Raw genomic sequence first — 14,147 nt, forward strand, 5'->3', positions numbered from 1 at the left:
GTATCTCTTATCTCGCGGTGGGATTCCGGCGCCGGGAATGCCGGCAGATCGGGCAGAATCGGTTCTGGATCGTTATTCCGTAAATAGGATGCCGGCTCGTCCTTGTGCAAGGCCGACCCCTCCTAGCCATCTGGGTAAGTCGAATCAAGCTTTCTGACCAAGGATTCGCGGCGGCGGATGCTTCCGCGGGTCCGGAGCCGCATCGCCGGCCCCGCAACGTAGCAGTTTCTTAACCGCGTCACTTAACGAAATGCGCCGAAACCGCTTTTTTCCGAGACGGCTTCCTCTACAATTCAACGTTGAACTTATGCATAGAGTTCAACAGGGGGAGTGTCATGCCCGGGAAAACCGCATGCTTCACCATTGCCGGGCTGACCGTGCTCGGCACGATTTCGCAGACGGCGGCCGGCGGCCGCGCCGTCGAATGTTATGAGCCGGTCCGCAGTCCGGCCGTCTACGACACGGTCTATGAAGACGTGATGATCAGTCCGCCCGGTCAGCAGGTCGACTATATCGCCCCTATCTTTGGCACGCGCGAGCGCGTCGTGATGACCGTTCCGGCGCAAGTGACCTACCAGATCGTACCGGCCGTCACCCGCACCGTCTACCGTACGGTCCGGGTCGATGGCGGCGGCTATTCCTGGGAATGGCGCGTCATCCATGGCCGCAAGGTGCTGTGCAAGGTATGGCACAAGGCGCGCTACGAACGTGTCGCAGAGACCGTCGTGATCCGGCCAGAACGCACGCGGCGCGTCGTCATCCCGGCGCAATACGACAGGATTGCCGAAGAGGTGCTGGTGCGGCCGGAACAAAGGCGCGTCATCGATGTCCCCGCCTCCTACCAGACCGTCGCGCGGCGCGTCTTGGTCCGCGAAGGTTCATCGGGCTGGCGGCGGGTGCATATTCCCAGGCATTGCCAGGATTAGCGCGCATGGCGTACCCTGCGTCGCAGCGGATCTCCGTTGGGCTGAGGGCATGTGCGACCTGGAAATTTCCAATCAGGAATTGTCAGACCTTGCCGAAGAAGCCTTGGCGCTTGCCAAAGGCTATTGGGCCTCCCTCGAGGAACGTCGGACGTATCCCACGACCAGCGGCAAACAGACGACGGAACTCTTCTCGCGGCCTTGGCAGGAGAGCGGTCGTGGTCGGGAAGTCTTGCAGGATTTCAAGTCGATAGCGGAGCATGTGCGGCCTTCAACCGGCAGGTTCTTCGGTTATGTCGTCGGCTCCGGCGAACCGATCGGCGCGCTGGGGGAATTGCTGGCTGCGGTGCTCAATCAGAATGTGACGTCGTGGCGCTCGGCACCGGCTGCGACATCGATCGAACGCGCCGTCGTCGAATGGTTGGCGGAGGCTGTCGGTTGCCCCGGATTTACAGGCAGCCTGTGCGGCGGCGGCTCGACGGCGAACCTCATGGCCCTGGCGATGGCGCGGGAAGCGAAGCTGCCAGCCAACGAAACAGGCGTGCGACCGTGCGTGATCTATGCTTCCGAGCAAGTGCACATGTCCATTCCCAAGGCCGTCGCGCTGTTGGGGATCGGTAGAAAAAATCTCCGTTTGATCCCTGTCGACGACAAATTCAGGATGCGGACGGATGCCCTCCAGGCAGCTATTGCCGCCGACCGCGGCATCGGCAACATGCCCATCGCCATCGTGGCCACGGCCGGCACCATCATCTCCGGTGTGATCGATCCCCTTCCCGAAATCGCAGACATTGCCCGCAAGGAAGCGTTGTGGATGCATGTCGATGGGGCCTATGGGGGACTGGCGGCGCTGGCCGTCCCGGAAAAGTTCCAGGGACTGTCTTTGGCGGATTCGCTGTCGCTCGATGCGCACAAATGGCTCTATCAGCCACTCGATTGCGGCTGCCTGCTCAATCGTCACCCAGACATTGCGCGCACGACTTTCTCGCACAGCGACGACTACGTCAGGATATTGAGCGAAGACCCAACGGAAGCATTTGCATTCTTTGAAGAGTCGATCGAACTGTCTCGGCGCTTCCGTGCGCTGAAGCTCTGGATGTCGCTGCAGTATCACGGGCGCCGTGCCTATCGCGAAGCCATCGCGCGCGATCTCTACCATGCCCAGATGCTGGCACAGGCAATCGCTTCACAGCCGGAGCTTGAGCAGCTTGCGCCGGTATCGCTAAGCGCGGTCTGTTTCCGTTACCGCTCTAAGGACAATGAAGCGATCCTGCGCCGCGTGATCGCGCGCGGCCGCGTGTATCTGTCGAATGCAACGATCAACGGTCAGTTCGCGCTGCGGGCGTGTTTCGTCAATCACAGGACGACCTTGGATGACGTGCGGGCGATTGTGTCCGAAGTCATTGCCGCCGCAGACGAACTCAATCATTGAACCGCTGCGGATTTGGCCTCGTGTTTCAGGCGACCTCCGCCCGTAGCCATGCCTTCAGACCGGCGATATCCCCATCGCCGACAGCAGCGGCAACGCGCCTGCCGACCGCAGCGCCGAACTTGTAGCCGTGGCCGGAGCATGCCGAGACAACAAGGCATTTGCCCTTTTCATGCGCCATGAATTTTTCGTCTGATGTGAAAGTGTAGGCGCAGGTGACGACTTCGGTCACCTGATACTCTTCGATGCGGGCGATCGGAGGCGAAAACAAGTTGCGGATCGCCTCGCCCTCGCCCGCCACCGGCTCACGGTTCCAGTCGGCGTCGCTGGTCGGCACCCTATGCAGCCCGGACCCGAATTTCATGCCGGCGCCGCCGGAAGGCGGGATCACATAGCCGTCGACCGAGCCGCCGATATCGAGGACGACCGGTGAAGCCTGCCAGGCAGCTTCGAGGTCGGCCGGCGGTTCGACATAGGCGAGTGCGGTTCGATAGGTCTTCAGCTCGCCGTCCAGTTCCGGAAACAGTTTTAGCACCCAGGCGCCGGCGGCGACGACGATGCGGTCGGCCTGCATCGTCGAGCCGCTTTCGAGCACGATGCGGCCGGCTTCGGCGTCGACCTCGACGACCTTGCTGTTTTCGTAGACATTGGCGCCGTTGGCGCGCAGCCACTTTGCCAGGCCGGACGCGATCTTGCGGCAATGCAGGGCGCCGCCTTCGGTCGAGAAATAGGCGTAGCGAAACGACCCGGCTTCCAGAAACGGCCAGCGTTTCACGGCTGCATCGGGCTCCAGCAGTTCGAACGGAAAATTGCCTTCTTCCAGGCCCTCGCGATATTCCTCGGCCTCGTCGCCAGGCTCGCGCGAAATGCAGACAAATCCTCTGGGATCGAGGTGGCTTTCGCCGAGATCGGCCCACATCTCGTCCCAGGCCCGGTAGGCTTCGGTGATCAGCCGGCCGTAGCCGGTCCCCGCGCGGTAAGCGCGGCGGATGATGCGATGATGGTCGCCCGAGGCGGCCAACGGGTTTGGGATCGGCCCCTGCTCGACGATCGAAACGCTGTGACCCGCCTTGACCAGCGACCACGCCGTCGAGAGACCGGCAATACCCGCGCCGACAACGATCACATTCATCAGATCAGACTTTCCGCAGCCTTGTCGGCTGGCTCAACGCATTGGGTTGCGGGCGCCAACATACGGTCTGGAACCGGACTGGCAAGCCGCGCTATTGGTCTGGCATGAGCAAATTGACGCCACCCGGCCTGGTCTTTGATCCAGCCACGCGACACCTGCGGCTCGATCCGCACGAGCCTGCCTTTTTTCAGAACCCGTACGAGGCCTATGCATTTCTGCACGGCGCATCGAATGCCTTCTTCTGGGAAGAATTCGGCTTCTGGTGCTTTGGCGGCTTCGACGACGTCAACCGGCTGCTGCGCGACCGCCGTTTCGGCCGCCAGAATCCGGCCGGCATTCCAGACAGTCGCGGTATCGGACAGGACCGTAGCCATCTCAGGGCTTTCGACGGCATCGAAGCCAATTCGATGCTGGAATTGGAGCCACCCGTGCACACGCGGCTGAGAACACTGGTGAACCGTGCCTTCGTCTCACGTCAGGTCGAACGGCTGCGGCCGCGTGTCGAGGCTTTGGCCAACGAGCTGATCGACCGTTTCGAACCAGGCAAGACGGTCGACCTGTTGCCTGCCTTCGCGGCGCCCTTGCCGATCACCATCATTGCCGAAATGCTCGGTGTGCCGGTCGACATGGGGCCGCAACTGCTCGACTGGTCGCACCAGATGGTTGCCATGTACATGCATGGCCGCACGCGCGCGATCGAAGAGACGGCCAACCGCGCCGCGGGCGAATTTGCCGATTTCCTGCGTTTCCATGTCACCGAGCGACGCAAGAACCCTGGCGACGACCTGCTGTCGCTGCTGATCTCGGCGCAGGAGGACGGCAAAAAGCTGTCGGAGGACGAGATGGTGTCCTCGGCGATCCTGCTGCTCAATGCCGGTCATGAAGCGACAGTGCATCAGACCGGCAACGCTGTCCGTTCGATCCTTATGCAAGGCGGCGATGTCAGCCGCTTCTTCGGCTCACCCGAAGCGACCGCGGCAACGGTCGAGGAATGCCTGCGCTTCGACGCGCCGCTGCACATGTTCACGCGCTATGCCTATCAGGAGACCGAAGTCGCACCTGGCATTGTCGTGCAGCCGGGCCAGACGATCGGGCTGCTGCTCGGCATGGCCAATCATGACCCGCGCGCCTTCGCCGAACCGCAAGCTTTCCGGCCCGATCGTCCGGACCAGAAGAACGTGTCATTCGGCGCCGGCATCCATTTCTGCATCGGCGCGCCGCTGGCCAGGCTAGAATTGCAGGTGTCGCTGAAAACCCTGTTCGAACGGCACCCGAAGCTGCATCTTGCCGAAAGGCCAAGCTTCCGCGACACTTACCACTTCCATGGGCTGGAAAGGCTCGCCGTCGGCTTTTGACGAAGCGCGGATTTGGGCGCCGGCCTATTCCAGCCATAGCGCCAGCAGCAACCACAAGGTCGGCTCACCGGACCGCCCACGATGCCCTTCCACGACAAGGCACCGGAAGCTGCTCAGCCAGTTCCAGCGAAATAGTCATACGCAGGCAGCACAAGTTTGGGGGAGAGCCTGAAGGCCGTTGCTGGCAGCCCCTGTCGATCCATGCCAAATCGCAAGATCGGTCGAGCGCGATATATCCGGAAAGGCCTAACTGGTGTCGTCACGGAGAAAGAGACGTTGAAGGCCGCACTTGAAAACTACCAAGCCCGAATGCAGCGGGTGCTAGACCATATAGACCAGCATCTGGATGACGATCTGGGGCTGGAGGCGTTGAGCGGTGTCGCGGCGTTCTCGAAATATCATTTCCACCGGCAGTTCACGTCCACCTTCGGGGTGTCCGTGCATCGCTATGTCCAGCTCGCCCGCATGAAGCGTGCTTCGTACAGACTTGCCGAAAGTGACGCCCAAAGCGTCACCGACATAGCCATGGATGCCGGTTACGACGCGCCGGATGCCTTCGCCCGCGCCTTTCGGCAACGGTTCGGACAATCGCCGTCGTCGTTCCGGAAGTCTCCCGACTGGGGGTCGTGGCTCATGGCCTTCGGGCCCCTCGAAAAAGCAAGGAACACGCTTATGCAGATAATCTTTGAACACGACGACGTGACGATCCGCGATGTGCCCCCGACGCCGGTGGCGATCATGGAGCACCGCGGAGACCGGGCGACGCTCCAGGACACCATCCAGCGGTTCATCGCCTGGCGTAAGGCGGCGGGCTTGTCGCCCGAGACAAGCCCGACCTTCAACGTCTTCCGTTCCGAAAGGGAGCCCGCGGTCCCGGCTGACTACAGCATGGACATTTGTGCCGGGACAGACCGGCCGATCGAGGCGAATGACGGGCAGATGAAGGCTGGCGTGATCCCCGGCGGGCGCTGCGCGGTGCTGCGCTACCCTGGCAATACCAACAATCTCGAACCCGCAGCACTTTATCTTTATCGTGAATGGCTTCCGGCCAGCGGCGAGGAAGCACGCGACTTTCCGATCTATTGTCAACGACATCTGTCCCACTTCCCGGAGGGCCCGCTACGCGAAGTGGTCGTTGAACTCTTTCTGCCTCTGAAATAGCTCGGCAGGACAGCGGTTTGTCCCCCCGATCGCGAGCATCATGGCGACGCGAGATCAAAGCTTGATCACATACTCCTTGCGAGTCGCTTCAAGCACTTCCCAGCTGCCCTTGAAGCCGGGCTTCAGCACAAAGCTGTCGCCGGTCTTGACGGTGCGCGCTTGCCCACCGTCCTCCGCGATCACCGAAACGCCGGACAGGATGTGGCAGAACTCCCACTCGTCATAGACGATGCGCCATTTGCCCGGGGTCGATTCCCATATGCCGGCATAGAGGCCGCCGTCGCGCTCCTCGACATTCCAGGTGCGGAATTTGGGATCGCCCGAGATCAGCCGGTCGGGCGCCGGTGCACCCTGTTCGGCGTCGACAGCGTCGACGCCGATGGAAAGAAAGTTTGACTCGCTCATGATCGGTCAGACCTTGGCTAGAGCCTGTTCGAGGTCGGCGACGATGTCGTTGACGTCCTCGATGCCGATCGAAAGCCGCACCGTGTCCGGTCCTGCGCCGGCCTTGACCTTCTGCTCGTCGGAAAGCTGGCGGTGCGTGGTCGAGGCCGGGTGGATGACCAGCGACTTGGTGTCGCCGACATTGGCGAGGTGCGAGAACAGTTCGAGCGCCTCGACGAATTTCACGCCGGCGTCATAGCCCCCCTTGAGAGCGAAGGTGAACACGGCGCCGGCGCCAAGCGGTGAGTACTTCTTCTGCAGCGCGTTGTTCTTGTCTGAGGGCAGGCCGGGGTAGTTCACCGAGGCTACCTTGGGATGGTTGGACAGCCAGGCAGCGACGGTGACGGCGTTGTCGCAGTGGCGCTGCATGCGCAGCGGCAAGGTTTCCAGGCCGGTCAGGATGAGGAAGGCGTTGAACGGCGAGATCGCCGGGCCGAGATCGCGCAGGCCGAGCACGCGCGCGGCAATGGCGAAGGCGAAATTGCCGAAGGTTTCGTGCAGGACGAGGCCGCCATATTCGGGGCGCGGTTCCGACAGCATCGGGTATTTGCCCGACTTCGACCAGTCGAAGGTGCCGCCGTCGACGATGGCGCCGCCGATCGAATTGCCGTGACCGCCGATGAATTTGGTCAGCGAATGGACGACGATGTCGGCGCCATGCTCGATCGGCCGGATGAGGTAGGGCGAGGCCAGTGTGTTGTCGACGATCAGCGGCAGGCCGTGCTTGCGCGCGATGTCGCCGATCTTCTCGATGTCGACGAAGGTGCCGCCCGGATTGGCGAGGCTCTCGATGAAGATCGCCTTGGTCCTGTCGTCGATCTGGCTTTCGAAGGTCGAGATATCGTTGGTGTCGGCCCAGCGCACCTCCCAGCCATAATTCTTGAAGGCATGGCCGAATTGGTTGATCGAACCGCCGTAAAGCTTGTTGGCGGCAACGAAATTGTCGCCCGGCTGCATCAGATTGTGGAACACGATCACCTGCGCCGCATGGCCGGAGGCGACCGCGAGTGCCGCCGTGCCGCCTTCAAGGGCCGCCATGCGCTCTTCCAGCACCGCCTGGGTCGGGTTCATGATGCGGGTGTAGATGTTGCCGAAGGCCTTCAGCCCGAACAGCGACGCGGCATGGTCTGCATCGTCGAAGACGAAGGAGGTCGTCTGGTAGATCGGCGTGGCGCGCGCGCCGGTCGCCGGATCGGGCTTGGCACCGGCGTGGACGGCGAGCGTGTTGAAACCTGGCGTGCGGGTCACTGAAAACCTCCCTTTTGAAACTCTTGAAATCGCCGGGCATTCTTGGCGAAGCATGAGCGCGAATGCAAAGAAGAAAATACCCTTCGGCTAGCGATCTGCGGCCGAGGCCCGAGAAAATGCGCTGGCCTAAGGAATAATTTTGCGCCTAAGGCGCATCGCGCGTCAGGCCTTGCTTTTGGTGCACGTCGTTATCCCAAAACCGCTGCGCACTTTTGAGCGACGTGCACTACTTCTGCCGCACGCCAAAACTCTGGAATCCCGACCGCATCAGCGGCTTCTTCGACGACAGCACGCCGGAATTGACGCCGGTCCAACCGATCTCGCCGGACAGCTTGCCATATTCGATCTTGGGGCAGCGGTTCATCACCACCTTGATGCCGGCGGCCTCGGCGCGCGCGGCTGCTTCGTCATGGCGCACGCCAAGCTGCATCCAGATCACTTTCGGCAAGGGATCGAGCCGCAACGCCTCGTCGACGATGCCGGGCACCGCCGCCGGCGCGCGAAAGATGTCGACCATGTCGATCGGCTCCGGAATATCGGCGAGCCTCGCATAGGTCATCCGGCCGAGGATCTCCTTGCCGGCCTGGCCAGGATTGATCGGAAACACCGAAAATCCCTTGGCCAGCAGATATTTCAGCACGAAATAGCTTGGCCGCACATCATTGGCGGACGCGCCGACCATGGCGATGGTCTTCACCGAATTGAGGATGCCGGCAATGTAAGTGTTGTCGTAGCTATCGTGGTTCATGCGGCTTCCTACGGTAGTGGTATCGGTAAAGTTCACGGCTGAACCCAAGCGAGGCATAGAGAGCGCGGGCCGGTGTGTTGTCGGCCACCACCTGCAAGCATGCGGCGTGAGCCCCTGCCCGCCGCGCCCAGCCGATGAGGCCGCCGACGGTCTTGCGGCCCAGGCCTTGCTGCCTGAAACGGCCATCGGTTTCAACCGATTCCACCACAAGCAGGCCATTGCGGATGACACCATAGGCCAGGGCGGCAATTTGGCTGTCGCGTTCATAGGACACAAACGCCCGGTCGCCGACGATCAGCCCGGTCATCTCGCGAAAGATGCGGCGCTCGGCGTCGTCAAAGGCTCCCATGCGGAACCGCGCCGCGAGCCAGTCCTCGCCCGGCACCTTCAAAACGGTGACCTGCTCATCGCGAAATTCAGCCAGGTCGCCGATCCCGGCATGGAGATGGATCGTGCCGCCTTCCGGCTGGTAGCCGCGATGGTCGAGAGCGGCTTCGAGCTCGCCGGCGATGCCGGGAACCCGAAACAAGGGCGTCTGGCCGTGGCCGATGTAGAAGGACTCGGCGGCGTCGATGACTGCATCAGGCGCGCCACGCTCGCCGCGCAAGGGATTGGCCGAATTGGTACGCCGGATCCGTCCGCCCGATCGCCGCAGAAGCCAGCCATCAACCAACGTCTCGGTCGCCGCCGGCCAGCCTTCGCGGCACGCCTGCTCGACGCGCCAGTTGAGGTCATCATCGCCGGCGCTCACGCGTCATCCTCCCGCAGCGCTTCCTCCATAAAGGCCTGCGGATCGGTGCAGAAGTCGCGCATCATGCGAAAATGATCGGTATCGCTGAAATCCGTGGGATCGAGCCCGAACCGGCTGATGCGGAACAGCCGCGCGCCAGGACAAGCCATCAGCAGCGGCGAATGCGTCGCCATGATCACTTGCGCGGTGCCCGACTGGTCCATGCGCCGCAGCATCTTGAGCAGCTCGATCTGTCGCGTCGGCGACAGTGCGCTTTCGGGTTCGTCGAGGATGTAGATGCCTTGCCTGCGGCAGCGCTCCTCGAAAAAACGGATAAAGCCCTCGCCATGCGACCAGGACAGGAAGTCCGGCGGCGGGGGCCTGAAAGGGTCTTCCAGTGCCGCCTGATCGAGATATCGGGCCACGGAGTAGAAGGATTCGGCGCGAAAAAACCAGCCGGCGGTGACTTTCGGCAGCCAGTGACCGCGGAATGCGTTGGCCAGCGCGGCACCACTCTTGTCGATGGCGCTGGAATGGTCGACCGGCCTATATCCCTTGCCGCCACCGGCTTCGTCATAGCCGGCCAGGGCACCGATCGCCTCGAGCAGCGTCGATTTGCCGGTGCCGTTCTCGCCGACGATGATGGTGATCGGCGTGGTGAATTCGAGTTCGAAGTCGTGGCCGCGAAACAGCGGCAGGTTCCATGGATATTTTTCCCAATCCTCGACCCGCACGGCATCGAGCAGGATGCGCTTCAGATAGGGAGCCTTGAGCCGCGTCAGCTGCTTGCGATGGGCCATCAGCCAGGTAGCGAAATCGTGCCGTCTTCCGCGATCGGAAAGGCCGGATTGTGCGCCACTTCCCAGACATGCCCGTCGGCGTCGGCGAAGTAGCCGTACCAGCCGCCCCAGAAGGCGCGGCCGGCCGGCTTGACGATGCGGCCGCCGGCTTTTTCCGCCCTGGCGAGCACGTCGTCGACTTCGGCGTCGGAGCGGGTGTTGTAGGCGAGGTAGACCGCCGATGGCGCCGCGGCGAAGGCAATGCCGGAATCCTCTTCTGCGCTGGCACGTGGGAACAGACCAAGAATGACGCCGCCCATCTGGAAGAAGGCGACACCGTCGGTGATACCGGCATGCCGCTTCAAGCCCATAGCCTCGTAGAAGCGCACCGCGCGGTCCAGATCATCGGTGGCGATGGTAACGATAGAGATTCGCGGCTCCATGGTGCTGCTCCTATTCGTCCGTCCATTCCGGCTTGCGCTTGCCGATGAAGGCGCCGATGCCTTCCTCGGCGTCGCGTGCGAGCATGTTTTCGACCATGATCCGGCCGGTATAGGTGTAAGCATCCGCCAGCCCCATTTCGGCCTGCGCGTAAAACGCCTCCTTGCCCGTCTTGACCACCAAAGATGATTTGGAAGCAATGGTTTGCGCGTATTTGGTGACGATCTGATTCAGGTATTCGCGCGGCACGACGCGGTTGACCAGGCCGAATTCCTTGGCGGTTGCCGCATCGATGGTCTCGCCGGTCAACAGCATCTCCATCGCATGCTTGCGCGAGACGTTGCGCGACAGCGCCACCATCGGCGTCGAGCAGAACAGGCCGATGTTGACACCCGGCGTACAGAAGGTCGCCTCATGCGAAGCGATCGCCAGGTCGCAGCTGGCGACCAGTTGCAGCCCGGCGGCGGTGGCCAGGCCGTCAACCTCGGCGATGACAGGCACTGGATGACGCACGATCGCCTGCATCAGCGTCGCACAAGCGGCAAACGTCTCTGCGAAAAAGGCCTTGCCATGATCGGCGTCAGTGCGGCGCGCGGTCATTTCCTTGAGATCGTGGCCGGCGCAGAACACCTTGCCGGCAGCCGACAAGACGATGACGCGAACGGCCTTGTCGGCCCTGGCGCGCTCGAGTTCGGCCGTCAGCGCCGCCATCACCGCCAGCGACAGCGCGTTGGCAGGCGGATTGGCGAGTGTGAGGCGCAGCACGCCCTTGTCCAGTTGTGCAACCACCGGACCCTCAACGGCGGCAGGCTTGATGGCAAGGATTTCGGCCATGGATAAGGTTCTCCGCGATTCCGCTGGGGCTGCCAGACTATCTAATACCGGATCAGGTTTCGTCCAACACCGATCGCTTGCGCCAGGGGACGAAGGTTGTCAGAAATGCCGCGCTGCGCTCATACAGGCCTGGCGCAAAGCGAGAGACCAAGACATGCCCGCCCAGACCAACCTCAAGCCCGTGCTGACCGCGCAACAAGTCAATGCGCTGATGGAAACCGTCTATCCGCAGCTCAATGAGCAGTTCAAATATTTCGAGGCGATCGACGTGTTCCCGGGCGGCTGCACCGTGCGGCTCAACGCCGGCGAACGGCATTTGCGTCCCGGCGGCACGGTGTCCGGCCCCTCGCTGTTCACGCTGGCCGACATTGGCGGCTACGTCTGCGTGCTCAGCCATGCCGGGCCGGATGCGCTTTCGGTCACCGTCAACCTCGACATCAATTTCGTGCGCAAGGCCGAGGCAGGACCGATCGACGGCCATTGCCGCATCCTGAAGCTGGGAAAGAGCCTGATGGTGTTCGACATCGACATCGTTGCCGGCCCAGACGGACACACGGTGGCGCATGCCACCGGCACCTATTCGATCCCGCCGAAGCGGAATGGTGATGGGGTAAAATAATACCTTTTGTTCAAGTTATTGTTTTTGCTACATTTTACCTGATATCTACCTTTTCGTTCGCCTTGACGCGGTCACCACCCTCGCCTATAAGCCTCCACGAAGCAGCGGCCCGCAAAGGCCGCGGTTTTGTTATTGGCGGCGGGCAAGCGCCTTTCGCCAATCCAAGCAACAAGAAACGCCTTCTCTTATGAAGGTCAGAACCGAGAGCAGAAAACATGACAACCTTTTCGCAGAAGCCTGCGGATGTGGTGAAGAAGTGGATCCTGATCGACGCCGAAGGTCTCGTCGTCGGTCGTCTGGCCACTGTCATCGCCAATCATCTCCGCGGCAAGCACAAGCCGACCTTCACCCCGCACGTCGACGACGGCGACAACGTCATCGTCATCAATGCCGACAAGGTGGTGTTCACCGGCAAGAAATTCACCGACAAGGTCTATTACTGGCACACCGGCCACCCAGGCGGCATCAAGGAGCGCACCGCGCGCCAGCTGCTCGAGGGTCGTTTCCCCGAGCGTGTCGTCGAGAAGGCCGTTGAGCGCATGGTCCCGCGTGGCCCGCTCGGCCGTCGCCAGATGAAGAACCTGCGCGTCTATGCAGGCGCCGAGCATCCGCATGTCGCCCAGCAGCCCGTCGTGCTCGACGTGGCCAAGCTGAACGCCAAGAACAAGAAGGTCGCATAAGATGGCTGAGCTTTCCTCGCTCGCAGAACTGGGCGCCGCCACCGGCAACACCAATACCCAGCCGGCGGCCCCCGTCCACGTCCAGAAGCTCGACAAGTCGGGCCGCGCCTATGCCACCGGCAAGCGCAAGAACGCCATTGCGCGCGTCTGGGTGAAGCCGGGTTCCGGCAAGATCATCGTCAACGACAAGGAATTCGCGACCTATTTCGCGCGTCCGGTCCTGCAGATGATCCTCAACCAGCCGATCATCGCCTCCAACCGCGCCGGCCAGTACGACATCGTCGCGACAGTCGTCGGCGGCGGTCTCTCCGGCCAGGCTGGCGCCGTGCGTCACGGCATCTCCAAGGCACTGACCTACTACGAGCCGACGCTGCGCGCCGTGCTCAAGAAGGGCGGCTTCCTGACCCGCGACAGCCGCGTCGTCGAGCGCAAGAAGTACGGCAAGGCCAAGGCCCGTCGTAGCTTCCAGTTTTCCAAGCGCTAAGCACTTCGCAGCTTCAGACAATCGAAAAGGCCGCCTCCGGGCGGCCTTTTTGTTTGCGGCTCGGCAGTCACCCCACCCACGCCTACGGCGCGACCTTCCCATCGAGGGGAGGTAGAAGAGCGCGGCGCCTACCTCCCCTCAATGGGGAGGTCGGCGCGGAGCGCCGGGTGGGGGTGACGGCGCCGGAAAACAGGTCAGGCCTTGCCGCCCTTGATATAGTCGATGAACGCCCGCAGCGGGGCCGGAACCAGGCGCCGGCCGGGATAATAGAGAAACGGTCCGGGAAAACTCTGCCACCACGGTTCGAGCACGGGCTCAAGAGCGCCGCTGTCGAAGTAAGGGCGCAGCCAGCCCTCGAACAGGCCGATGATGCCGGTGCCGGCAATAGCCGCGTCGACGGCAAGATCCGTCGCCCCGCCGATCCGCACGATCAAGGGGCCTGTCGGATCGACCCGCACCACCTCGCCGTCTCGCTCGAATTCCCACGGCAGCATCGCACCGCTGGCAAAGCGCCCACGCACGCAGGAGTGGCCAAGCAGGTTGCTCGGGTGTTGCGGGCGCCCATGGCGAGCAAGATAGGCAGGGCTGGCGGCGGTGGCGAAACGCTGCACGCGCGGTCCGATCGGCACCGCGATCATGTCCTGCTCCAGCCGCTCGTCATAGCGGATGCCGGCGTCACAGCCGGCCGCCAGCACGTCGACGAAGTTCTCGTCGGCGATCACCTCCAGCCGGATACCGGGATAGGCGGCGAGGAAACCAGGGACGATGTCGGGCAATATCAGCCGCGCAGCACTGACCGGCACGTTGAGACGCAACGAGCCCGCCGGCCTGTCGCGAAAACCGTTCACCACGTCCAGCGCCGCCTCCACCTCCGACAGCGCCGGGCCGAGCCGCTCCAGCAGGCTGAGGCCCGCCTCGGTTGGGACAACGCTGCGCGTCGTGCGGTTGAACAGCCTGACACCGAGCTGCACTTCCAGGCGACGCACCGCCTCACTCAGGCCGGAGGCGCTGCCGCCGCTCGCACGCGCGCCGTCGCGAAAGCCGCCGGCGCGGGCCACCGCCACGAAAGCATTCAGGTCGCTGAGGTCCATCATTGTTCGCCATTCCGCACGGCCTGTGTGGATTGTACCGGATTATCAC

At 62.7% G+C, this 14,147-nt stretch carries 16 protein-coding genes; 7 read left to right on the plus strand and 9 right to left on the minus strand.

The features are described from left to right. Positions 1 to 335: 335 nt before the first annotated feature. Positions 336 to 926: a hypothetical protein gene (locus tag RPF88_RS11470; RefSeq protein WP_337122437.1), complete on the plus strand. Its 591-nt coding sequence runs from the start codon at positions 336 to 338 to the stop codon at positions 924 to 926. A 49-nt stretch (positions 927 to 975) separates the two neighbouring features. Then, positions 976 to 2,355 carry a pyridoxal phosphate-dependent decarboxylase family protein gene (locus RPF88_RS11475; RefSeq protein WP_337122438.1) on the plus strand — a complete coding sequence of 460 codons (1,380 nt, stop codon included), beginning with the start codon at positions 976 to 978 and terminating at the stop codon, positions 2,353 to 2,355. A 25-nt stretch (positions 2,356 to 2,380) separates the two neighbouring features. Here RPF88_RS11475 and RPF88_RS11480 read toward each other — a convergent pair whose 3' ends face one another. Beyond that, complete coding sequence (locus RPF88_RS11480; protein WP_337122439.1) at positions 2,381 to 3,484, minus strand: NAD(P)/FAD-dependent oxidoreductase; 1,104 nt, start codon at positions 3,482 to 3,484, stop codon at positions 2,381 to 2,383. Between the two features lie 104 nt (positions 3,485 to 3,588). Here RPF88_RS11480 and RPF88_RS11485 point away from each other — a divergent pair, with 104 nt between their 5' ends. Beyond that, a complete protein-coding gene (locus RPF88_RS11485) occupies positions 3,589 to 4,839 on the plus strand; it encodes a cytochrome P450 (RefSeq protein ID WP_337122440.1) in 1,251 nt (416 codons plus the stop codon). A 276-nt stretch (positions 4,840 to 5,115) separates the two neighbouring features. Then, positions 5,116 to 6,000 (plus strand): AraC family transcriptional regulator, encoded by an 885-nt coding sequence (locus RPF88_RS11490; protein ID WP_224620225.1) that lies wholly within the window; start codon positions 5,116 to 5,118, stop codon positions 5,998 to 6,000. Positions 6,001 to 6,054: 54 nt separating this feature from the next. Here the strand turns inward: RPF88_RS11490 and RPF88_RS11495 are convergent, their stop codons facing one another. The 7 genes from RPF88_RS11495 to RPF88_RS11525 all read right to left on the minus strand — a co-directional run bounded on the left by RPF88_RS11495 (position 6,055) and on the right by RPF88_RS11525 (position 11,224). Continuing rightward, entirely contained in the window at positions 6,055 to 6,405 is a 351-nt protein-coding gene (locus RPF88_RS11495) for a cupin domain-containing protein (protein ID WP_337122441.1), read from the minus strand. 6 nt (positions 6,406 to 6,411) lie between these two features. Then, positions 6,412 to 7,692: an O-acetylhomoserine aminocarboxypropyltransferase gene (locus RPF88_RS11500; protein WP_024504598.1), complete on the minus strand. Its 1,281-nt coding sequence runs from the start codon at positions 7,690 to 7,692 to the stop codon at positions 6,412 to 6,414. Positions 7,693 to 7,918: 226 nt separating this feature from the next. After that, positions 7,919 to 8,440, minus strand: a complete 522-nt coding sequence (locus RPF88_RS11505) for a CoA-binding protein (protein ID WP_024504599.1) — start codon at positions 8,438 to 8,440, stop codon at positions 7,919 to 7,921. Next, on the minus strand, positions 8,427 to 9,191 hold the full coding sequence (locus RPF88_RS11510) for a GNAT family N-acetyltransferase (protein ID WP_024504600.1): 765 nt from the start codon (positions 9,189 to 9,191) through the stop codon (positions 8,427 to 8,429). Before RPF88_RS11510 ends, RPF88_RS11505 begins: the two co-directional genes overlap by 14 nt. Further along, on the minus strand, positions 9,188 to 9,970 hold the full coding sequence (locus RPF88_RS11515; RefSeq protein ID WP_063167785.1) for an AAA family ATPase: 783 nt from the start codon (positions 9,968 to 9,970) through the stop codon (positions 9,188 to 9,190). Before RPF88_RS11515 ends, RPF88_RS11510 begins: the two co-directional genes overlap by 4 nt. Further along, complete coding sequence (locus RPF88_RS11520; protein ID WP_013532202.1) at positions 9,970 to 10,392, minus strand: VOC family protein; 423 nt, start codon at positions 10,390 to 10,392, stop codon at positions 9,970 to 9,972. Before RPF88_RS11520 ends, RPF88_RS11515 begins: the two co-directional genes overlap by 1 nt. A gap of 10 nt (positions 10,393 to 10,402) precedes the next feature. Continuing rightward, positions 10,403 to 11,224, minus strand: coding sequence for an enoyl-CoA hydratase (locus tag RPF88_RS11525; protein WP_027162401.1), 822 nt, complete (start codon positions 11,222 to 11,224; stop codon positions 10,403 to 10,405). Between the two features lie 154 nt (positions 11,225 to 11,378). Between RPF88_RS11525 and RPF88_RS11530 the strand changes: the two genes are divergently transcribed. The 3 genes from RPF88_RS11530 to rpsI all read left to right on the plus strand — a co-directional run bounded on the left by RPF88_RS11530 (position 11,379) and on the right by rpsI (position 13,007). Continuing rightward, entirely contained in the window at positions 11,379 to 11,843 is a 465-nt protein-coding gene (locus RPF88_RS11530; protein ID WP_337122442.1) for a PaaI family thioesterase, read from the plus strand. A 215-nt stretch (positions 11,844 to 12,058) separates the two neighbouring features. Next, positions 12,059 to 12,523: a 50S ribosomal protein L13 gene (gene rplM, locus RPF88_RS11535; RefSeq protein ID WP_013532205.1), complete on the plus strand. Its 465-nt coding sequence runs from the start codon at positions 12,059 to 12,061 to the stop codon at positions 12,521 to 12,523. 1 nt (position 12,524) lies between these two features. Continuing rightward, positions 12,525 to 13,007, plus strand: a complete 483-nt coding sequence (rpsI, locus tag RPF88_RS11540) for a 30S ribosomal protein S9 (protein ID WP_023810272.1) — start codon at positions 12,525 to 12,527, stop codon at positions 13,005 to 13,007. A 194-nt stretch (positions 13,008 to 13,201) separates the two neighbouring features. Here the strand turns inward: rpsI and RPF88_RS11545 are convergent, their stop codons facing one another. Continuing rightward, positions 13,202 to 14,101: a LysR substrate-binding domain-containing protein gene (locus tag RPF88_RS11545; RefSeq protein ID WP_337122443.1), complete on the minus strand. Its 900-nt coding sequence runs from the start codon at positions 14,099 to 14,101 to the stop codon at positions 13,202 to 13,204. Positions 14,102 to 14,147 lie beyond the last annotated feature (46 nt).

Origin of the sequence: Mesorhizobium sp. ISC11, from assembly GCF_037162595.1 — a bacterium.
Lineage (GTDB): Bacteria > Pseudomonadota > Alphaproteobacteria > Rhizobiales > Rhizobiaceae > Mesorhizobium > Mesorhizobium ciceri.